This window comes from Acinetobacter sp. YH12208, from assembly GCF_013418055.1.
GTDB lineage: Bacteria > Pseudomonadota > Gammaproteobacteria > Pseudomonadales > Moraxellaceae > Acinetobacter > Acinetobacter pseudolwoffii.
The window spans coordinates 19,443-41,441 of sequence record NZ_VPCT01000003.1 but is presented as its reverse complement, the minus strand read 5'-3'; the positions used below and the strand labels follow the sequence as shown (position 1 = coordinate 41,441).

Sequence of the window (21,999 nt, the reverse complement as noted above, 5' to 3'; positions counted from 1 at the left end):
TCAAACAGATTGTTGCTGAATCAATTGCTTTACCAAGTCCGCTACCTGATCGGGTTGTTCCAAGGGAAACATATGTCCTCCCTCTACCACGGTAAAAGGAATACCAAATTTCTTTTCGACCTGCTGCGGGAACTTGCGGGCCAGAAATGGACCTTGCTCAGCCACGACCAAATGTACCGGAACTTTCGGTTTCGCCTGAGGCAACCACCATAGCGACGGATTGGTTCTAAACACGGCCACTTCATCCTTTTTAGGAATGGTGAGTTCTACTCCGCCCCGAATCGGATCATCTTGCAAGGCATGCTCAATATAGGCCTGGAAGCAATCTGCATCAAAGTCTTGATAAAAACCTTTAGGACGCAACAACGCTGCTGCCTGTTCACGTGAATCCCAATGATCACGACGGCGCTTGGACAGGCCTGCCGGAGACATTCTGTCCAAAGCTTTTAAGCGCAAAGTTTTCGCAAGATGCAAGGCAAAGGCTTCTTTACCCATAATCATCGGCGGGTCCAGCATGATCATCTGCGAAAACAGTTCGGGACGCTGCAAGGTAGCCTGGAAAGTTAATACTGATCCTAGAGAATGTCCCAAACCAATCACCGGTCGACCTTTTGACTGACGCACAATACTGTCAATCACTTGCTGAGTCAGGCTTTTCCAATGGTTATCCACTGGATAACGTTTATCAGGCCCTAAGAGCGGCACATAGATAATATCGTAATCATCTTGCAGTCCATCAAACAGCTTTTGATAGACTTTCGATGGCACGCCATTGGCGTGCGCGAAATGAATCAATGGTTTCATTGCAATGTCGTACTGTTTTCTGACTGAAGTTTCTGCGCAACTGAAGTGGCAATTCCGTCACCAATCGATGAGCCCATGCGACCCAATACGGACTCAAATGGACTATATTCAATCGTATAATTCAAGGCTTTTTCAGTTTTCAGTTCGCGCTTCAAGGTATTTAAACTTCCAATCCGATCTGCAATTCCTAATTTCACCGCCTGATCACCGGTCCAGAACAAACCAGAGAAAATCGCAGGATCGGTTGATTTCAGTTTATTACCACGCCCCTGTTTTACCGCATTAATAAAGTGACTATGCACATTATCCAAGACACCTTGTACATGGGCTTTTTGTGCAGGATCGACTGGTTGAGTCATCGACAGCAAGGCTTTATTGTCACCTGAAGTCATGGTGCGATCTTCAACACCAAGCTTTTGCAGCAAATTACTCACGCCATAATTTGGCATGATCACACCAATCGAACCGACTAAACTCGATGGATTGACAATGATCTCATCCGCAGCAGAAGCGATATAATAAGCACCTGAAGCACCGGTATCACCGATCACTGCATAGAGTTTTTTCTCGGGATACTGCTTTTTCAAATACTGAATTTCTTGCCAGATTTCATCGGACTGTACCGGTGAACCACCCGGCGAGTTGACATTCAGCACTACGGCTTTACTCTGTTTATTTTCAAAAGCTTTTTTCAGCGATTTAATCGTATTGCTACTGTTGACACTCTGCTTGTCGGCAGCAATCGTACCAATAATATCGACGACGGCAATATGAGCACCTGCGCCAGCGCTGGCATCTGAGGAAACTGAACTACAGCTCTTGCCGAGTGCCAAAATCACCACAAGCAGATAAGCAAAAGTCAGGAATTTAAAGAAAATTCCCCAACGGCGCGCACGACGCTGCTCTTCAACCGAAGCTAAAACCGCTTTTTCTAGCAATTTCCACTCCGGACCAGTCGGTTGAACTGGCTGTTGTGTATTTTGTATTTGATTTTCAGGTTTTGGTGGCCAATCGGACATAAATAATCCAATAAATTGATTTATATTGAACCCATTATATACACTGAATCGGGTAATTCTGTCTAAACAAAACGTTTTCGCCTATAATAAATTTTGTTCTCTTTTTATTGTACTTAGACGAAATCAATGACGAAACAGGACTCACGGAATTCAGCTTACGGTTTACTCAAATACATTAGCCGCCAACCGCTTCCAGTTTCTCGATGGATGGCTCGCATCCTGGCCTTTATTGTAAACAGTTTCAAAGTCACGAAAACCTCGGAAGTCATTCGCCTGAACCTAGAAATCAGTCTCTCTGAACTGTCTGATAATGAACGTGAACGTATTAACCGTGCCGCGGTTCGCAATGAATTAATGTCATATTTCGAGTTCTTTACCATTTGGGGCTCAAGCAATCAAAAAAATATCAAACGTGTGCATCGCGTTATTGGCGAAGATCTCCTTCATGATGCACTGGCACAGAATAAAGGTCTGGTGTTAATTGTGCCGCATTTTGGTACCTGGGAAATTATGAATGCCTATGTTGCCCAGTTTACCGCCATGACCATTATGTACAAACCTGTAAAAAATCAGACTGCGGATCAATTTGTACGGGCTGCCCGTAGCCGTGAACAGGCACATCTGGTACCGACCGATGAATCCGGTGTCCGTCAGATCTTTAAGGCTCTGAAACAAGGCGGCACCACCGTGATTTTGCCAGATCATACGCCCAATGTGGGTGGTGAATATATTCCGTATTTTGGCGTGCCTTTGGCCACCAGTAATTTAAGTGCTAAGCTGATTCAAAAGACCAAAGCCCGCGCTCTGTTTTTATATGCCCTGCGTAATACTGAAGATGGTTTTGATATCTTTATCGAAGCGATCGACGAAAAAATTTATAGTGGCAATGCCAATCAGGGCACGCAAGTCATTATCAATAGTATTGAAAATTTAATCCGTCGCCACCCTGAACATTATCACTGGAGCTATAAACGCTTTAATGCACATCAGGGCTTGGGCAATCTTTATACACTGGAGCATGAACAGGCTTTGGGCAAAGTAAATGCGTTAAGAACTCAGGAATTACATGAAGCTTCGCCCGCTCTAGAATCAGTGATTTAAAGGCTGTCGATATAACCATTGCCATTGATGCCGTTCGGCAGAAAGTATCAGTTTGGAACCTTGTTGCTGAAAGTGCAAACTGCCCTGTTCGGCTGTAGTCATTAACGGAATATTGAGGGCTTTGAGCCGCTGCTGAGTCAATTGGCTCGGATGGCCATAACGGTTAAATTTCCCTGCCGAAACAATTGCCAGTTTAGGCTGTAAAACTTCTAAAAACTGATAGGCTGAGCTGTGCTGACTGCCATGATGTCCAAGCACCAGCACATCAACTTTAAGCTCAGGATAATCTTGGAGCAGCTGATACTCAGTCTCCCAACCCGCATCGCCCATGAGTAAAAAATTTTGATAAGGCCCGGCATTTTTAACTTGCAGATATACCACGCAAGACCGGTCATTTTTATTGAAATGAGCTGTATTTAACTGATGCTGCCGAGGTGCCAGAATTTTAAACTGAATATCTTCAGACCATTGCCACTGCTGACCTTGATGACAGAACTGAAAACGGGAGGAGTGCGCTATTTCAGGAATCTGATTGGACGATACTTCTTTAATTTTCAATTGATGTTTAATACTGTGATAAGCGCCACTATGATCCTGATCCAGATGGGTTAAAATCAGTTGATCCAGCTTACCCACACCTTGCACAGACAGAAATGGCAGAATCACCTGTCGACCGATACTGAATTTTTCTTCATCATAATAGCCACCCATATCGATCATCATGCTACGCGCTCCATCCCGAAGAAAAATTGCTTGTCCCTGCCCCACATCCAGAATAGAGAGCTGAAATGCATGCTGATTGAGCTGAGGAATACACAGCGGCACACAGGCAAGTGCCGTCCAGCTTTTGGGCAATAGGCCACGCGGTAAAAATACAATCATTAAGGCCAGAATACACAGCGCAATCATCCAGACATTCATCGCCACCGGAATCAGTTGTGGAGCAAACAGCCGATCAAGCAGATCCAGAAATGCCAGCAGCATGTGAATGAAAACATTATTCAATTGAAATACCACACTGGAAAGTGGCTCTGAAATAAAAAACAACAAAGCCGCCAGAATATCGACTGGAACTATTAGCAGCCCAATCCATGGAATCGCGACCAGGTTACTGAATGGGGTAATCCAGGCGATCTGCTTAAAAAACAGCATCATCAAGGGAAATAGTGCCAGAAAGATTTTCCATTGTGATTCCAGCAGCACTTTCAACGCAAAATATAGCCGTTGTAATAAGGTTTGTTCTATCTGACGCGGTTGCTGCTGAATGGTCTGATAGATTCGCAGCAAAACAAAACAGGCCCCATAAGACAGCCAGAATGCAGCCGACAAAATACTGAAAGGATCAAAGAGCAATAATAAGGCAGCACTCAGAATCAGTAATTTTAAAGCTTGCACATTTTGCCTGAGCAACAAGGTAAAGGTCACAATCACGCAGATCAATAAAGTGCGTAGCGCTGGAATTTCAAAGCCCACAAAGGCGCAGTACAGCAAGACACATAGTAAAAAAGGCAGGCTCAAAAAATACTGCCTTGGCCATTTCAGATAAATATGCGGCATAAATCTTGAAATCAGATATTGCAAAGTACCACAGACCATCAAGGCAAAGATCAGAACGTGCGGCCCGGAAATGGCTAATAAATGGCTCATACCAAAACGCTGGAATTGTCGCTCTGTCGCTGGATCTAACAGGCTTTCATCACCGCTTAATAAGGCCAATAACAAACCTTTATGCTGTACGGGTTGCCTGGCTACGAATTCTCTTAATGCCAGTCGCTGCCGCTCTACCCAAAGTAAAATTCGCGGACTTAAATTTTGCTGCTGGCGTAAATATTTGCCATGACCAAGCGCATAAAGTTGTTGCGGTTGTAACTCCTGAATGCTCTTGATTCGGAAACCGGCCATGATATTTTGCTGTAATGCCCACTTTTCAGCGTCAAAAGATCCGGGGGTGGCATAACTATGATGAGGTCGGATTTGGCCTTGAATTAAGTAATATCGTCCAAGTTCAAGGAGGTGCTGCTTTATCTGCGCATTTATCAAACTGGATTGAGTCACGGGTTCTTGGACAGGCAAAAAGCCCATCCATTTAACTGTACTGCCATCAGGACTGAGCACATGCAGAGCTTGCTGGATATTCTGCTCACCAAGCTTATTCAGGTCTTTGATATGCACCACGATCTGTTTTTCGGAGACTTCATGTTCACGCGTCGACAAGCGTTCAGACAGTTGCAGATTGGCATAGCCATGGCCTAGAAATAATCCTAACAACAGGCTTGAACCAGTCATGACCAAATTACTGAATGGTGTGTTGAAAATGTGCTTTAATTTACGGCAACCCAGATACCACAGTAATACCGCGATTAGAACGACCGTGCTGCTCAGTTGAACAGACAGAAAACTTTTCCCCATACAGGCCAGACCTAAAATCCAGCCGATACACAGCCACTGCAACATTGGATCTTATTCTTTATGGTTATTATTTCACCCAATAATAAAGCCCACCGGAGTGAGCTTCAATCAAATGCGAATATTCTCTTGATTTAGGGTGTGACCCACAGACCATCCTGCATATGTAAAATTCGGTCTGCTGCATGTGCCAGTTGTTCATCATGCGTCACAATCAGCATCGCCATATTGAATTCACGTTGCAATTCGGTGAGCAGTTCAAAAATCTTTGCTGCAGTCTTACGATCCAGATTTCCGGTCGGTTCATCCGCCATCATCAGTTTAGGTTTGCCCACCACTGCACGCGCTAAGGCCACACGCTGGCGCTCACCTCCAGATAATTCACCTGGCTTATGTGTCAGACGATGCGAAAGACCAACCCGCTCCAGCAAGTATTCAGCCTGCTGTTTGGCTTCTTTAAACTTCACATTATCGCGGAGCATCAGGGGCATGGCTACATTTTCCAGTGCCGTAAATTCTGGCAACAGATGATGAAACTGATACACAAAACCCAAATGCTCATTGCGCACATAGCCGCGCTCTGCTTCGGACAAGGTATCGAAACGGCGACCATTGACCATCACTTGCCCTGATGTTGGTCGATCCAGTCCACCCAAAACATGCAATAAGGTACTTTTACCAGAACCACTCGAACCGACAATCGAGACAAACTCACCTGCTTTGACCTGCAGCGACAAGCCTCGAATCACATCGACGGTGGCTTTGCCATCGGTAAAGGATTTGTGAATATTCTGGGCATCTAAAATCAGATTACTCATAACGCAAAGCCTCTGCCGGTTGAATTTTTGCTGCACGTAAAGCGGGGTAAATCGTCGCGACAAAACTTAAGGCCAATGATAAGCCGACAATGACCAAGACATCCTGCCAGCGCAAATAAGAAGGTAGATAATTGATAAAATAGGCATCAAACATATTCAGACCCAAAGTATTGTTTAACCAGCCGATAAAGCTACTGATACTGGTCGCTGCAATAATCCCGAGGATTGCGCCGGCACATGTCCCAATCACCCCAATCACCGTACCTTGCACCATAAAGATTTTGGTAATAGTGGCAGGCGAAGCACCCAAAGTCCGTAAAATCGCAATGTCCGATTTTTTATCCGTCACCACCATCACCAGTGATGAAACGATATTAAATGCCGCTACCAGCACAATCAGGAATAATAACAAGCTGACCATGGCTTTTTCCATCTGGATCGCGCTGAACAGATTACCATGGGTATAGGTCCAGTCAGATGCGTAGAAGTTGGCTGGTAAATCTCGCACGATTTCCTGAGACACTTGCGGTGCGACAAAAATATCATCCAGTTTTAAACGCACGCCTTGTGCACCATCTGGTAGGCGCAACAAAGTTGAAGCATCATTTAAAGCGATATATCCCATCATCGAGTCGACTTCAGCACCAATACTGAAAATTCCTACCACTTTAAAGCGTTTGAAACGAGGCACCACACCTGCTGGTGAAGGGGTTGCCTCTGGCAATACCAGGGTAATATTATCGTTTAAACCAACCCCCATGGCATCGGTCATCTGCTTGCCCAGAACAATACCAAATTCACCTTTTTTCAGGCTATCAATACTGCCCTCGACCATATGGTTTTGTATAATGGATACTTTTTTCTCATACTCGGGTTCAATCCCGCTCACCATAATCCCGGCAACCTGTCCCTGTGCCGTCAGCATGCCCTGTAATTGGGTAAATGGTGCGACCCCCTGGACATGCTCATGCTGCTCAATCTGCTTTGCAAGTTCGGGCCAATTTGTTAGAATTTGCGTTGAAGAAACAGTAGCTTGAGGTATCATTCCCAAGACACGATTTTTCAACTCTCGGTCAAACCCATTCATCACAGACAAAACTGTAATGAGGACTGCTACACCGAGCGTGAGACCGATCATTGAGACCAATGCAATAAAAGAAATGAAGTGGTTACTACGCCGTGCGCGAGTATATTTCAACCCTATATACAGCGAGATTGGTTTAAACATAACCATCTAGTCCGAGGTAATAAATTATGGAAAATGTACAGCATCCAAACGGATACACGGAAAGACGCGTTATGTCTCGCATCGATGCTGCCTTACGAATTAATTATCAGATTATTTCCGATGATGTTGCCTTAAATGATCCTTATGACTCTAACTTTGTCTTGCCCCGCTATTTTCTACTACTTGCAGAGCTAGATCAATTTGATCATGCGGTTAACTACGAATTAGAACAATTATCTGAAAAAGATCAACAAATTGCTCGAATCTTATCCTTATTCAACCAAAAATTAAACCTTATTACCGGTTCTTTGTATGACGCAATTGTACAAAGCATGTTACCTGTACCAGAGCAGGTGAACTTTTCGGAAACCGGTTTTAGTTTCTTTAGTGACCGCCCCATCACTGAAGGCACCTATCTGCACGTGACTTTAAGCCACCCGGAAAATTTCTTCCATATTGCGGCAACCGCCCAAGTGGCCTACAGTCGTGAAGAAGAAAATAGCAAATTCCGGACCGGTGCTTATTTCATTACCATGCACCCACAAGACCGTGTCAAACTGGGTGAATGTGTCAAAGCCAACTTTGCTTAAATCACTGATTTAGTCATTGTGAATACTGGATGGAAGGCGAGCTGCATAGCTCGCTTTAATTTCTCTGGAAAAATACAACAATAAACCCGTCAACAAAATACCGACACCGATTAAGGCCTCACCCGACAAGCTCTCATCATTCAAAAGCACACCTACGAATAAAGCAAGCATTGGAGTCAATACCGTCGTCAAAGACAAGGTGGTCGCCCTGATTTTCTGTACCAGTTTAAAATAACAGAACATGGCAATCAGCGAAGCCATCACCACGGCATATCCTAGCCCGATCAGTGATTTTGCCTGAGGCATTTGGGTTGGCGCAAATTGCCAGATAAATGGCAACATGGCACAGGCCATGACTGCTGAAACTGCAATGGAACCGGCCGCTTGCGCCATCGGTTGTAAGGGTGCATTGACTTTTTTGACCCAAAACATCGAAACACAATAGATAAACACACTCAGTAGCATCAGACCAATGCCGATTGGCTGAATGTGCTGGTCTTTGCCACCGAGGCAAATCACTGCCAAACCAGTCAGGGCAATCGCCATCCCGCACCACTGTGAAGGATAGAGCTTGAGCTGAAACACGAAACGGCCAATCAATCCGGTAATAATAGGTGCCAGACCAAACATCAGCGCAATAATGCCTGAGCTGAGATAATCCGTGGCCAGATAGGTAAAAATCTGCGAGCCAATAAAACTGCAAGCTCCAGCCAGATAACTGTGCATCGAGAGAGAATCGACAGGAAAACGGGTTTTAAACAGCCACAACAAGATAAATGCAAAAGGCAATGCCAGAAAAAATCGCAGTGCCAGTGCCCAGAGCGGATGCAGATCGCTTACACTCCAGACAATGGCTAGCGGTGTAGTGGCCCAGATAAAAACCAATAAAAGATAGGTCACAACCATATTGGTGTGTGTTGGCATGCGCGATTGCTCTTAAAGTGCAGATGTTTTACGTTTTTGTTTTTGAATGGTTTGATCCAGTGCGCTTGAAAATTCACGCTTATCCCGCTCTGAAATCGGAGGTGGCCCACCCGTTTGTACACCGGCACCACGCAAACTATCCATAAAGTCTCTTAGATGTAAACGTGCTTTGACATTGGCCGTGGTATACACTTCACCGCGTGGATGAATGGCAATCCCGCCCTTTTCAATCACTTCTGCCGCCAGGGGAATATCTTGGGTCATGACAATATCATGCTCTTTCATGCGCAGAATAATCTCTTTATCTGCAGCATCAGCGCCACTCATCACCTGAATTGAATTAATCCGGACTGAAGGCGTAATGCCCACCGACTGATTGGCCACAAAAGTCACTTCCAACTGATAGCGATCCGACGCACGGATAATCACATCTCTTAAAATACGGGGTAATGCATCAGCATCGACCCAAAGTTTGAATGGCAACACAGGGTTTCCCATTAAGGTATAAATCCTGGGTATTCTAGCAAATTGAGAGGATCAGGTTGATGATTAAATCGTTGCATTTTCATCGCTGCTGTCGCTCATGTTTTTTTGAATCTATTTGATTTGAGCAACGACTGTGATTTAGTCTAGAAAAAAATTGGCTGCATTTAATTTGAAAATTCATTCGATTGACTTGAAAAATCGCAATGACCCTCGATTAACTATAAATAAGTCATCCAAGATCAATTGTGCATATGAAAAATCAGAATAGCCCAGAGATCATCACCATTGATGATCAGAATTTCGGTAGTCACGTCGAACACTGGACATTACTCACCGAGAATCCAGGTACAGATGTGCCACAGTGGTTAGGCAAAGCTCTTGATGCGCCTATTATGCCGATGGGCATTTGCACACAAGAATGTGATATGGATGAAAATACCTGGCTGATTCAGGGGCCGAGCAAAGCTGCGGTGCAATTGAGCCAAGTGATCGCCATAGAAAATAATAAGCCGCAAGCAGTAAAAACTGCATTCCCCTGCTTTGACAGTCCTTATCAGGTCAAAGCGACCATCGACCGAATTATTTCCTGCAAATCCAATACTCAGGCGGTATTACGTCTGAATCTGGGTGCCAACAATATTATTTATGCTTTCGATAGTCTGTATAGCGTCAATCATCCGCATTATGAAAAAGACCAGTCCTATGTGGTGAATCTGAATGGTTGGGCCTATGAGCTTGAAGCAGTGGCTGACCATGAACATCTGGTGGTGGATGATCCGGCTTCGATCAAGCATCACCGTGCCTTGAATGATATTCTGGCAGCCAACCAGGGCGTGGCACCCGATAATTTGCAGGAACAGATTGATGCCTGGCAGCCACAGTCAGAAGAAGATAAAGCACCTGTTACTGTAGATTTCTCTAAAATGGTGGCTTATCTTTATGGTGAAACCATGGGTCAGGAAGATGAAGCCTGGTTTCAGGGCAATATTGTCGGTAAAACTGCCATGCAGTTTATGGATCAGGACTATACCCTGTATGATGTCACGCTGATTCATGATGAAGGTCAACCAGCCACCTTGATCCGGATTGCAACGCGGAATGAGCAGCATAAAAATTTCCAGATTGGTCAATATATTCGTGGAAATCTGTGGATTCAGGCCAATATTTATAGAAAATCGGCTTAAGTTAAAATAAACAAAGAAGGTCTTCTTTTTGATGGGGATCTTCTTTGTTTAATCCGTATTTTCTGTTTTTAATTTTATTTTTTTGATTATTTTTTACCCATTTTTTCTAGCTTAATAACCTATTTAAATCATTTAAAAAATCGAGTTATCCACATTGTTAAATTCACATGAATTCATTTTATACATGCAATCGAATCCTAAAAATCTTGTAAAAATAAGACTTTGATTTCGCATACGAATAAGTTCAGACAAATCCAAAGCTGATATTTAAATAAAATGAAAATTTATGAACTTTAATCAAGAATGTACTTTATTTAATCAATTTTTTATGATAAAAATACTCACAACAAATAGTATTAACGATAAATAGATCGGACAATAAATATCTATGAAAATCGTGCAAGAAGAAACATTAGACCAGGTCGAGCATCATCTTAGCTCTCGCTATAATATTGATATGATGTCATGCCTTTTTTTCATGTTGGGAATGCTGATCTGCGGCTTTACCCTGCATACTTTTATTTTTTAAATTCCCTGACATAACCGAATGCATAAAAAAACCCAGCCTATGCTGGGTTTTTACATTTCAGGGATTAACCATTGCGTTTTGCAAAGTCATCCATAAAATTCACCAAGGCTTGTACGCCCTCTAATGGCACTGCATTATAAATACTGGCACGCATACCACCGACAGAGCGGTGACCCGCAAGATTCAATAAATGCTGGGCTTCTGCTTCTTTCAGGAATTGTTTTTCAAGATCTGCATTGGCCAAAGTAAATGGCACATTCATGATTGAACGATTTTCTTTGAAGATTGGATTGGCATAAAAATCGCTTTGATCGATATAACCATAAAGCAGATTGGCTTTTTCCAGGTTCACTTTATGCATGGCTTCTACACCGCCATTTTCCAGCAACCATTCAAATACCAGACCAGACAAGTACCATGCATAAGTCGACGGCGTATTTACCATAGAACCATTTTTGGCTTGATCTGAGTATTTTAAGATACTTGGAATTTCAGCTTTGGCTTGATCCAGTAAATCTTCACGAATAATCACCAGGGTTAAACCCGCTGGGCCGATATTCTTTTGCGCACCTGCATAGATCACACCAAATTTTGATACATCAAGTGGCGCAGATAAAATGCTTGATGAATAGTCACAAACAAGGGGCTTATCTGTTTCAGGAATAGAAGCAAACTGCAGACCACCAATGGTTTCGTTGTCTGCATAGTGCACATAGGCGGCATCGGCAGACAGCTTCCATTCGTTTTGCGCGCTGATGGCATGTTTAGCATCAATTTTGATACCTGCTTCTACGACATTGATATCGCCATAGCGTTGCGCTTCTTTCAAGGCCTTTTCAGACCAGATTCCGGTATGGATATAGTCCGCTTTGTTATTTTTACCCAGCAAGTTCAATGGAATTGCCGAAAATTGTAAGGATGCGCCACCCTGCAAGAACAATACTTTGTAGTTCTCGGGAATATTCATGAGTTTGCGTAGGTCTGCTTCCGCTTTTTCAGCCACGGCCACATAGTCGGAACTACGGTGGCTCATTTCCATGATCGAAAGACCTTTGCCATGCCAGTCAAGCATTTCAGCTTGAGCTTTTTCAAGTACGGTAGTCGGTAATGCAGCAGGACCAGCACAGAAGTTGTACGCGCGCATGAGTTTTCCTTATCTATGTGAGACACAATAAAATGATGGCATTTAACCATATCTGGCAAGGTCTTGCACAAAATTATTTCAATCTCGAACTGTAATTACAGTCAAAAAATCAATGTAGATGATGAGGATACGTTTAACACTTATGTATTTCTAATTGTTTCCATTAGATCATTTATAGCTGCTTGCACCACTAACCATGAAATTTCCGTGGTATCTTTATTCGGATTAAAGTTTGATAGCATATGTTCGTAAGGATGTATCAAATTTCTAAACTCTCTTAAAGCATGTGAAAATTTTTTAACATCTACCTCAATCCATTGTAATGAATGAGCCACGTCAATCATTTCACTTAATTTCCACTCTGAAAAAGGTTTTACTTTTCCTTCGCGATTTTTTGGAGCAGAAGTAGCCTGATTGGCTTGTTTAATATTTTTATGGATAACACCTAATAAAAGTCCTTCCAATAAGCTCCCCATAAGAATTACTGCCGAAAGATTTGCATTAGCTCCAATACAACGTTGAATTTCATCCCAACGATAATCGAGTATCTCTCCTACCCCTGATTCTAAACCTAATGCTACAAAATTAGGTCGTGCAATGGGCTTTAATTCAGGCTCTGACTTGTCTTGAAAATCTATCTGAATTCTTCTGAATTTTGGCTCCACCCCCTGCAAAATAATTTCAAAACCTTCAGGATATAAAATTTCATTTAACAATTTCAATGCAGCACTAATTTTTGAACGATTCCCTCCATATTCTTTAGGAGAAGCAAGCCTCTTAAGCACATCAGCAATTTGATTTTTATTAAAATTATTTAGCTGCTCATATACCCATTTAGATCTTGTTGTTCCATCATGGTAGATCATAATTCCTACACGATGAAAGAATGATGTCAGCTCACTACTAGATCTATAAATTGGATAAATTTCTGGATTAGTTCCACAAATAAATTCAGCTATATTTTCTAAAGTTGTTTTATCCATTTTTATATTTAAGCAATAATTTTTTGTGTTTATATTTTACACACAAACCATTTTAACTCTAAGTATATTTCAAAAGATTCATAGTCCTTTCATCAGTAGTTGAAATACAGATGTAAAATAAACAATACTACAACCATGCCCCTTACTGAGCTGCAAACCACTGATTTATAATGTACACAAATCAACTTATTCTTCACTTTGGCCATCTGCTTGCATGAATATGACGAACTATAAAAGTAAATTATTTTTGGGGTGTGGATTATTGTCAGGCCTATGGTTGAATAGCCAGAGTCTATACGCCCAGACTTTGAGTTTTCAAGACGCCGAAAAACAGTTATTGCAGTCTTCTTACAGCAGTCAGGCCTATCAAAGCTTGGAACAAGCCTCGAAACTTGAAGCTGAAGCGGTAAAAGGTTTGGGATTACCACGTGTCGATCTGAATGTGCGTGCTTATGCCTTTCGTAATGAATTAGATATTCCTTTGGGTGCTCTTAAAAACAACCTGGAGCAATCTCTCACCAATGGCTTAAATAATAAAATTGATGAGTTTAATTTAGCTGAGAATATTGCCAATCCTTTAAAAGAAGGTTTACAACAACCGATTCATGACGGTGTAGGCTTAATTCCCGATACCTCCAAGGTCGTACTCGAAGATCAAGTGATTCGTCCTACCGTGTCCATAATGATGCCGCTTTATACCGGTGGTTTGACTCATAGCGCCAAGGAAATTACCAATATTCAGGTCGGTCGTAGTCAGCTCAGTAATCAACAGCAACAAGACACGCAGCGTTTCGAACTGATTCAAAGTTATTTTAATGTGCAACTGCAAAAGCAACTCCATGCAGCAGCAGTATTTAATCTGAATGCCATGCAACAGCATTATCGCAATGCCTTAAAAATGGAACAGCAAGGTTTTATCAGTAAAGGCCAACGCATGCAGTTTGAAGTAGCACGCAATAATGCCGAGCGCAGCCAGCAAAATACGCAAGCCAATTTGAATGCTGCCCTGTTCCAGCTGAATAATCTGCTTCAGGAAAGCGGCATCACCGAACTTTCGACGCCTTTATTTGTCAATAAAACCGAGCCACAGGCCTTAAATCATCTGCTGAAAACCTTTAGTCAAAACTCTGCGCTGATTCAAAAAATGCAGCTAGATACCCAATTAGCACAAGCCAATGTCAAAGCTCAGCAAGCAGCAAAAAAACCCAATGTCTTTGCTTTTGGTGAATATAGTCTGGATCAGAATCAAAACTGGATTGTCGGTGTTGCCGCACGCTATAACCTGTTTTCAGGGATTGATAAAAACAAAAATATTCAGGCGGCCGAGCTCAAACGCTATGCCACAGAACTGCTCACCTCACGCACCCAGCAAGAGATTGAAAACCTGATTTATAAATCTTATAGCGAAGCCTTGAGTGCACAGCAAAGTCATGCTTTGTTGGAACAAAATCTAAAAGCTGCGCAGGAAAATTTACGCATTCAAGAGCTGTCCTTTAAAGAGGATATCGGAACAGCAACACAGGTCATTGATGCCCAAAACATGCTTAGCGGGCTACGAGCCGAAACTGCATTGAATGCCTATAAATATGTGATGTCACTGGCCACCCTGTTACAAAGCCATGGCTCGATTGCAGAATTTCCCAATTATATTCAACACACCAATACCCACTATATTCGCTAATGGAGCCGAACATGAACGACGATCAAAAACCCAATGATCCTGTGAATGAAGCGGTTTCATCCACCGAAACAGAAAGCTCTCCCGCTCCACAGACCCAATCAGCAACGCTAGAGAAAAATCACGCGCCGGCCTCGACCGATGAGCAGCCTCCTGAAATCTCCAAAAAGAAAAAATATCTACTGCTGGCGTTGCTTCCTATTCTGCTGGCCGTGATTATTTTTGGATTATGGAAAAGCTATCAACCAACGCCGATTGAATTGCAAGGTCGTGTCGAGGCTGAAACGATTCAGGTGGCCACCAAAGTGCCAAGCCGGATTGAAGAAATCTATGTGGAAGAAGGTCAGCGAGTTAAAAAAGGCGATGTTCTGGTTCGCTTAAATAGCCCGGAAATTGCAGCCAAAAAACAGCAAGCTACAGCAGCCTTACAATCGGCTTTGGCCTTACAGTCCACAGCTGAACGTGGCTCGCAGGAAGAAAATGTCGCGAGTCTGTATGCCAACTGGCAATCGCTAAAAGCACAGCAAAATCTCGCCACAGTATCTTATCAGCGTGGGGAAAATCTATTTAAGGAAGGTGTGATTTCACGTCAGCGCCGTGATGAACTGTATGCAGCCAGTCAATCTGCGCTAGAAATGACTGAGGCCGCCTATCAGCAATATGCACGTGCCAAGCGTGGCAGCACCCCGCAGCAAAAGAGTTCAGCCGATGCACAAGTAGACATTGCCCAGGCTGCTCTAAACGAAGCCAATGCGCTAGAAGCAGAAACCGAATTGCTGGCCCCCGTCAATGGAACGGTGTCTAAAACTTATGGCAAAATATCTGAGCTGGTCGCAACCGCAGTGCCCGTGGTCAGCCTGATTGAAGAGAAGATGTGGGTAAGCCTGAATATTCGCGAAGACCAGTATGCTCCATTTCAAAAATTAGAAAGCATTCAAGGTTATATTCCAGCCTTGGATCAAACAGCCAGTTTTCAGATCAAAAGTATTAGCGCTGAGGGTGAGTTTGCCACCATTAAAACCACCCGCCAAACCGGCGGCTATGATGTGAGAAGTTTTAAACTGCATTTGCTACCGACACAAACCATGCCTGAACTGAAAGTCGGTATGAGCGTATTATTTAAACTTAAAGAGACACCCTAATGTGGCTGGGTATATGGCGCGAACTACGCTATTTGCTCCGAGAAAAATGGGATCTGTGCCTGGTTACGCTGGCACCTGCTCTAGTAATTATTTTATTCAGCAGCATGTTTGCGCAGGGCAAGCCTACTCATTTACCGATTGCCATTATTGATCAAGACCGAAGTGCGTTCAGCCAAAGCATCTATCGACATGTCTCGCTCAATCATACCCTTAAAATTGAAACAGTATCCGAGCAAGCTGCTGAAGTTGAACGCCTACTGAATAAAAATAAAATTTGGGGTTATATCCATATTCCAAATGGTGCCGAACAACGTTTTGTTCGTGCTCAGGATGCAGAAATTAGCATTGCCTTTAACCAGAGTTATTTCAGTATCGGCAATACAATTTCTTCAGCCATGCTGGTGAGTACCTTACAAGCCCTGGCTGAGTTTACTGAACAGCACTATCTGGTGAATCGACTGCCCTATATCCAAGCACCGACACCACAGATCAAAATCTCACCTTTGTATAATCCGCAATTGAATTATGAGTTATATCTAGAACCTTATGTCATTCTCGCAGTTCTGCATTTACTGCTGTGTTGTTGTGTGGCATTTTCCGTCGGTCAGGAACTGAAGCGGCAGACCTTAACAAGCTGGATTAGCAACTCATCCATTTGGATGGCTTTAGTGTCTAAAAATCTGGTCTATGTGGCTATTTTTAGTCTATGGACTTGGGCGTGGATGTTTTGGATGATTGAAATTCGCGGCTGGTTTGTTGCCGGTTCGCTTGGTCTGATTTTATTGGCACAATTGCTGCTGTATAGCGCCTATGCATTTTTAAGCGCTGCGGTGGTGCTGGCCACCCAAGATTTAAGTAAATCTTTCGGCTTGATTGCTGTATATGGTGGGTCATCGTTAAGCTTTGCCGGGGTGACTTTACCCTTAAATAATGCGCCCCTATTCACCCAGTTTTGGGCCAATATTATCCCCTTTACTCCTTATGCCAAATTACAAACTGAACAATGGATGATTGGCAGTCCAGTGCAGATTTCACTGCAAGCTATATGGATCTTGTTGGCCTATGTGGTGGTGTACGCACTGCTAGCCTATATTTTTCTCAAGAAAATAGCCAAAGGAGCGGCCTGATGAAATCCCTTTGGTTTTATTATCTGCGCAGCTTTAAAGATATTGTCAGCCACGGCGCTATCTTTACCACGCTGATTTTATCAGTGGTGTTTTATAGCTTCTTTTATCCCTTTGCTTATCAGGCACAGCAAGCCGAAGCCTTACCGATTATTATTGTTGATGCAGAACAAAGTCACTTGAGCGCGCGGATTATTGACCAAGTCCGTCAAAGCCCGGATGTTGAAATCAAGGCGATTACCAGCAATTTCGCCGAAGCCAAAACATGGGTTGAATCGCAACAAGCGGATGGGATTTTGCTGCTACCGGACAATTTATCGCAAACGTTAAGGCATGGTGAAACGGGTGGAATAGGACTGTACTTAAGTGCTGCCAATTTTTTAGTCACCAAACAGATGGGGATCGGTTTAGCGACCTCTCTTGAGCAGACCTTGGCAGACTATGCTGAACGTTTTGGCCAGGTTTCAGATTTTTCTCCTGCCCTATCAGTGCATCAGATTCCATTGTTTAATCCGCTCTCCGGCTATGGTAGTTATGTCTTTCCTGCGGTCGCCCCTCTCATCATTCATCAGACCATTTTTTTAGGTTTGAATATGCTGATTCTGGTGTACCGCGAAAGAAAAGTGCAGTTAAACTCAAATGCGTTGATTGGGCTATGTTTAGCGATATTGAGCATTGGCTGTCTGGGTTGTTTTTATTTATTTGGATTTACCTTTTGGTTATTTGATTATCCGCGAGGGGGTAACCTATTCGGCATGCTGCTGGCTGTGCCGGTTTTCGTTTATACTGTGATTGGAATCACCTGTCTATTTGCCAGTTTTCTGGATATGCCGGAACGCGCTGGACATGTAATTGTTTTTACTTCTATCCCTCTATTTTTTTTATCCGGTGCTGCCTGGCCACATGCAGCTATGCCCATCTGGATGCAAGTGATCGCTGAGATACTGCCTTCTACCCAAATGGTGCAGATGTTTATTCAACTGAATCAGATGGGTGTACCGACCGCACTGATTTTGCCTAAACTGATATATCTGGGGCTGATAGGCAGTTTATGTTTTTTCTTGGCTTATCGACGTTTGATTCAAGTGAGTCAAAGCAGATAAAGCATTGGATTTATGCTGCCATCAACTTATGGATTAAGATTCGCCAAAGACCTGAATATTAAAATTACGAATCTTGTTGCTACCATTCGGCTGGTCGAAACTGACATCATACTGCACCAGATTATTTGGATAGGCAATTTCATAGCTGATCTTATATTGGCCAGGCTGGTTGGTTGCTTCTTCAATCTGCTTGGTCATTAAAGTTTTAGACTTGTACTCACCTTTCGGAATTGAACGTGAAAAGCGTTTCATCAGCTTTTCGTTGTCCTTAAACTGTGTTTGCAATTGCGGCTCTAGCTGATCCAGAAACTCGTCATACTTCCCATCACGCAAATCCTCATAGGCCAGCTGTGCTGCCTGTTCCTGCTCAGGACTTGGGTTTGGGATATTGTCCATTGAGTTACAGCCACTTAATGCAACTGCTGCCGCTAACAACATTGATTGGGTTTTCATCGCTTACCTTCATTCAGTCAAGATTTATAAAAAAGGACGCCGAAGCGCCCTTTTTATCAATAGAACACTTATTCTTCTACTGAGTTTTCACCATCTTTTTCAACATGTTCAGCTACTGCATCTGTTTCAGTCGCTACATCTGTTTCTGCTACTAAAGATTCTTCACCTTCAATCGCTTCAACAAACTCATCTTCTTCAACAGCTTCAACTGAAACCACACCAACCAGTAACTCTTCATTACCGAGACGGATCAGACGAACACCTTGTGCATTACGACCGGTTTGAGCCACTTCAGAGGCACGGGTACGAACCAAAGTACCGCCATCGGAAATTAACATCAGCTCTTTAGATGCATCAATCGCTACTGCACCGACCAACTGACCATTACGTTCTGAGGTCTTGAGTGCAATCACACCCTTACCGCCACGTTTCTTGGTCGGGAAGTCATCCACCGGGGTACGTTTACCATAACCATTTTCAGAAGCACACAATACTTCACCAGTTTCAGGGACAACGACTAAAGACACAATCCGGCTGATCAATGCTGAATCTGCAGCATCTTCATCATCAGACTCAATCTCAGTTTCTTCGCTTTCTTCCAGCAAGGCTGCTGCACCGATGGTCACGCGCATACCGCGCACACCTTTGGCTGAACGACCCATTGAACGTACATCAGTCTCTGCGAAGCGAATGGCTTTACCTTCGTTCGAGAACAACATGATTTGCTGTTCGCCGTCAGTAATCGCAACACCAATTAAAGTGTCATCGCCATTCAGTTCAATCGCACGTAAACCGTTTGAACGCACATTCGAGAACTGTTCAAGTTCTACACGTTTAATCGTACCGTATTCAGTCGCCATAAACACATAGAAGTTTTTACGAACCGCTTCAGCCTGCTGTGCAAAATCATTGATGATGTCATCATCAAGATCGGTCGTTGAAAGTTCTAAACCTAGCTCTTTCAATTGAACACGAAGTGCATCAGAAATATCATCCGCACCCTCTTCAGATTCAGCAAGTGCCGCTTCAAGTGCCGTAAAGTGACCATTAATCACTTCATTGCTTTGCAGTTGTACAGCATTGGCTTTTACGAAGGCTTTGAAGTCCGCCAGACGTTCTTTGAATTTCTTCGGTGCATCAATCACCGGTAAAATTGCGGTAATGGTCTCGTTTTCGTCTAATGGCAACAAGTTCACCATTGGGCGACCTTTGGCACCACGTGATGCTTGTGGCACTTCATACACTTTCAGACGATAGACTTTACCAACGTTGGTAAAGCAAAGTACCGTCGCATGACTTGACGTCACAATCAGATGTTGAATGTAATCGTCTTCTTTCATGCTGGTTGCAGACTTGCCACGACCACCACGACGCTGTGCGGCGTAGTCAGACAATGGTTGAGTTTTCGCATAACCTGTTTTTGAAACCGTCAGCACCATTTGCTCTTCAGGAATCAGATCTTCACGAGAGAAATCGATACGTGATTCAACAATCGAGGTTTTACGTGCATCACCATATTGCTGAAGAATCAAAGCCAATTCTTCACGAATTACGTTCATCAACAGATTAAAGTCATTTAAAATTGCAGTCAGTTCAGCAATTTGCGCCAGAATTTCACTATATTCAGCATGTAACTTGTCTTGTTCAAGACCGGTTAAACGATGCAGACGCAGTTCCATAATCGCATTGACTTGGGTGGGTGACAGACGATAAATATCGCCATCCAGACCAAACGGACGACTTGGGTCTTCACCTTCAATCTCATCCGGACGTACAGAAACTGAGCCAGCTTTTTCTAGCAATGCCAATACACCGCCACCTGTCCACTCACCTGCCTGCAAACGCTCACGTGCTTCAGCCGGGTTTGCAGAACTCTTGATAGTTTCGATGATGGCATCAATATTCGCCAGAGCAACGGTTAAACCTTCCAAGATATGACCACGTTCACGCGCTTTGCGTAATTCGAACATGGTACGGCGCGTTACCACTTCCTGACGGTGACGGATAAACGCTGCAATAATATCTTTCAGGTTCATCAGTTTAGGCTGGCCATTATCCAGGCAGACCATGTTGATGCTGAAAGAGTTTTCAAGTTGCGTGTTCTGGAACAGGTTGTTCACGATTACTTCGGCGTTTTCGCCACGTTTCAAGTCAATCGCGATACGCATACCGTCTTTGTCCGACTCGTCACGCAGCTCGGAAATACCTTCCAGTTTTTTCTCTTTAACCAGTTCAGCAATACGCTCAATGGTTTTTGCTTTATTGACCTGATATGGAATTTCCGTAAACACGATCGTGGTACGGCCATTCTTTGGATCTTCTTCGAAGTGATACTTGCCACGGATGTGTAAACGGCCTTTACCGGTACGGTAGGCATCCACGATGCCCGATTTACCGTAAATAATACCACCTGTCGGGAAGTCCGGACCAGAAATGTGTTCCATCAACCCTTCGATGCTGATCTGGGGATCATTGGCATAGGCCAGACACGCATTCACAACTTCAGTCATGTTATGCGGCGCCATATTGGTCGCCATACCCACCGCAATACCGGTTACACCATTAACCAGTAAGTTCGGTACACGGGTGGGCATCACCTGAGGAATACGCTCAGAGCCATCGTAGTTGTCTTCCCACTCGACGGTATCTTTTTCAAGATCCGCCAAGAGTTCGTGGGTCAGTTTACGCATACGCACTTCGGTATAACGCATCGCTGCTGCGCTGTCGCCATCGACCGAACCAAAGTTACCCTGACCATCGACCAACTGGTAACGCAAACTGAAATCTTGTGCCATACGTACAATGGTTTCGTATACAGCAAAGTCACCATGCGGGTGATATTTACCGATCACGTCACCGACGACACGTGCAGACTTTTTATAAGCTTTGTTATAGTCATTGCCTAATTCGTGCATTGCGAAAAGCACACGACGATGAACAGGTTTTAAACCATCTCGTACATCGGGCAATGCACGTGACACAATCACGCTCATCGCATAATCGAGATATGAGCTTTTAAGTTCATCCTCAATGGCAATCGGTCTAATTTCCGATACGCTCATGCATACTCCTTATTCTACAAGCCAGTTTTGGCTTGTATTTATATGTCGTAAAACTAGCAAAATCATTAACTCAAACGACTGAGTTAAAAACTAAAATACAGCCCTAAATTATAGCATAAACACTTGTATTTTTGTGTCGAAATATTCAGCTTAACCTTGTTAATTATCTTCATTTTAGTGGTCATTTTCCTGTTATTTCAGCGTCAAAAACAAGTGCACCA

The 21,999-nt window shown here is 43.4% G+C and carries 18 protein-coding genes; 7 read left to right on the top strand and 11 right to left on the bottom strand.

Going from position 1 to position 21,999, the window contains the following annotated elements; genetic code table 11:
* Both FTU95_RS04475 and sppA read right to left on the bottom strand, forming a co-directional pair.
* The gene (locus tag FTU95_RS04475; protein WP_005170030.1) at positions 1–804 is read right to left on the bottom strand and encodes an alpha/beta fold hydrolase; all 804 of its coding nucleotides are present in this window, start codon (positions 802–804) and stop codon (positions 1–3) included.
* Entirely contained in the window at positions 801–1,823 is a 1,023-nt protein-coding gene (gene sppA, locus FTU95_RS04470) for a signal peptide peptidase SppA (RefSeq protein ID WP_180077706.1), read from the bottom strand. The genes FTU95_RS04475 and sppA overlap by 4 nt, the downstream gene beginning before the upstream one ends.
* Positions 1,824–1,949: 126 nt before the next feature.
* Here sppA and FTU95_RS04465 point away from each other — a divergent pair, with 126 nt between their 5' ends.
* Complete coding sequence (locus FTU95_RS04465) at positions 1,950–2,924, top strand: lysophospholipid acyltransferase family protein (RefSeq protein ID WP_180077704.1); 975 nt, start codon at positions 1,950–1,952, stop codon at positions 2,922–2,924.
* On the opposite strand, the gene FTU95_RS04460 is transcribed toward FTU95_RS04465, so the two are convergent.
* From FTU95_RS04460 to FTU95_RS04450, 3 genes are all read right to left on the bottom strand, one after another.
* A complete protein-coding gene (locus FTU95_RS04460; RefSeq protein ID WP_180077702.1) occupies positions 2,913–5,378 on the bottom strand; it encodes a DNA internalization-related competence protein ComEC/Rec2 in 2,466 nt (821 codons plus the stop codon). The genes FTU95_RS04465 and FTU95_RS04460 overlap by 12 nt on opposite strands.
* Before the next feature lie 86 nt (positions 5,379–5,464).
* Positions 5,465–6,148 carry a lipoprotein-releasing ABC transporter ATP-binding protein LolD gene (gene lolD / locus FTU95_RS04455; RefSeq protein WP_005097632.1) on the bottom strand — a complete coding sequence of 228 codons (684 nt, stop codon included), beginning with the start codon at positions 6,146–6,148 and terminating at the stop codon, positions 5,465–5,467.
* A complete protein-coding gene (locus FTU95_RS04450; RefSeq protein ID WP_005097633.1) occupies positions 6,141–7,376 on the bottom strand; it encodes a lipoprotein-releasing ABC transporter permease subunit in 1,236 nt (411 codons plus the stop codon). Before FTU95_RS04450 ends, lolD begins: the two co-directional genes overlap by 8 nt.
* 26 nt (positions 7,377–7,402) lie before the next feature.
* Between FTU95_RS04450 and FTU95_RS04445 the strand changes: the two genes are divergently transcribed.
* The gene (locus FTU95_RS04445; protein WP_005097634.1) at positions 7,403–7,966 is read left to right on the top strand and encodes a PilZ domain-containing protein; all 564 of its coding nucleotides are present in this window, start codon (positions 7,403–7,405) and stop codon (positions 7,964–7,966) included.
* Positions 7,967–7,975: 9 nt separating this feature from the next.
* On the opposite strand, the gene FTU95_RS04440 is transcribed toward FTU95_RS04445, so the two are convergent.
* Both FTU95_RS04440 and FTU95_RS04435 read right to left on the bottom strand, forming a co-directional pair.
* Positions 7,976–8,890, bottom strand: a complete 915-nt coding sequence (locus tag FTU95_RS04440) for a DMT family transporter (protein ID WP_074383367.1) — start codon at positions 8,888–8,890, stop codon at positions 7,976–7,978.
* Between the two features lie 12 nt (positions 8,891–8,902).
* A complete protein-coding gene (locus FTU95_RS04435; protein ID WP_005097638.1) occupies positions 8,903–9,388 on the bottom strand; it encodes a YaiI/YqxD family protein in 486 nt (161 codons plus the stop codon).
* 239 nt (positions 9,389–9,627) lie between these two features.
* Between FTU95_RS04435 and FTU95_RS04430 the strand changes: the two genes are divergently transcribed.
* The gene (locus FTU95_RS04430; RefSeq protein WP_180000983.1) at positions 9,628–10,560 is read left to right on the top strand and encodes a hypothetical protein; all 933 of its coding nucleotides are present in this window, start codon (positions 9,628–9,630) and stop codon (positions 10,558–10,560) included.
* A gap of 593 nt (positions 10,561–11,153) precedes the next feature.
* Here the strand turns inward: FTU95_RS04430 and serC are convergent.
* On the bottom strand, positions 11,154–12,233 hold the full coding sequence (serC, locus tag FTU95_RS04425; RefSeq protein ID WP_005170010.1) for a 3-phosphoserine/phosphohydroxythreonine transaminase: 1,080 nt from the start codon (positions 12,231–12,233) through the stop codon (positions 11,154–11,156).
* 140 nt (positions 12,234–12,373) lie between these two features.
* Complete coding sequence (locus FTU95_RS04420; RefSeq protein WP_180077700.1) at positions 12,374–13,216, bottom strand: hypothetical protein; 843 nt, start codon at positions 13,214–13,216, stop codon at positions 12,374–12,376.
* Between the two features lie 214 nt (positions 13,217–13,430).
* Here FTU95_RS04420 and FTU95_RS04415 point away from each other — a divergent pair, with 214 nt between their 5' ends.
* Genes FTU95_RS04415 through FTU95_RS04400 form a run of 4 tightly spaced genes read left to right on the top strand, consistent with a single transcriptional unit; the run spans position 13,431 to position 18,263 of the window.
* Positions 13,431–14,897, top strand: a complete 1,467-nt coding sequence (locus FTU95_RS04415) for a TolC family protein (protein ID WP_180077698.1) — start codon at positions 13,431–13,433, stop codon at positions 14,895–14,897.
* Positions 14,898–14,908: 11 nt separating this feature from the next.
* Complete coding sequence (locus tag FTU95_RS04410) at positions 14,909–16,036, top strand: HlyD family secretion protein (protein ID WP_180077696.1); 1,128 nt, start codon at positions 14,909–14,911, stop codon at positions 16,034–16,036.
* The gene (locus FTU95_RS04405) at positions 16,036–17,163 is read left to right on the top strand and encodes an ABC transporter permease (protein ID WP_180077694.1); all 1,128 of its coding nucleotides are present in this window, start codon (positions 16,036–16,038) and stop codon (positions 17,161–17,163) included. Before FTU95_RS04410 ends, FTU95_RS04405 begins: the two co-directional genes overlap by 1 nt.
* Positions 17,163–18,263 (top strand): ABC transporter permease, encoded by a 1,101-nt coding sequence (locus FTU95_RS04400; RefSeq protein ID WP_180077692.1) that lies wholly within the window; start codon positions 17,163–17,165, stop codon positions 18,261–18,263. Before FTU95_RS04405 ends, FTU95_RS04400 begins: the two co-directional genes overlap by 1 nt.
* Before the next feature lie 33 nt (positions 18,264–18,296).
* Here the strand turns inward: FTU95_RS04400 and FTU95_RS04395 are convergent, their stop codons facing one another.
* Complete coding sequence (locus FTU95_RS04395) at positions 18,297–18,716, bottom strand: hypothetical protein (protein WP_005169984.1); 420 nt, start codon at positions 18,714–18,716, stop codon at positions 18,297–18,299.
* A gap of 68 nt (positions 18,717–18,784) precedes the next feature.
* The gene (gyrA, locus tag FTU95_RS04390; protein ID WP_180077690.1) at positions 18,785–21,778 is read right to left on the bottom strand and encodes a DNA gyrase subunit A; all 2,994 of its coding nucleotides are present in this window, start codon (positions 21,776–21,778) and stop codon (positions 18,785–18,787) included.
* Positions 21,779–21,999 lie beyond the last annotated feature (221 nt).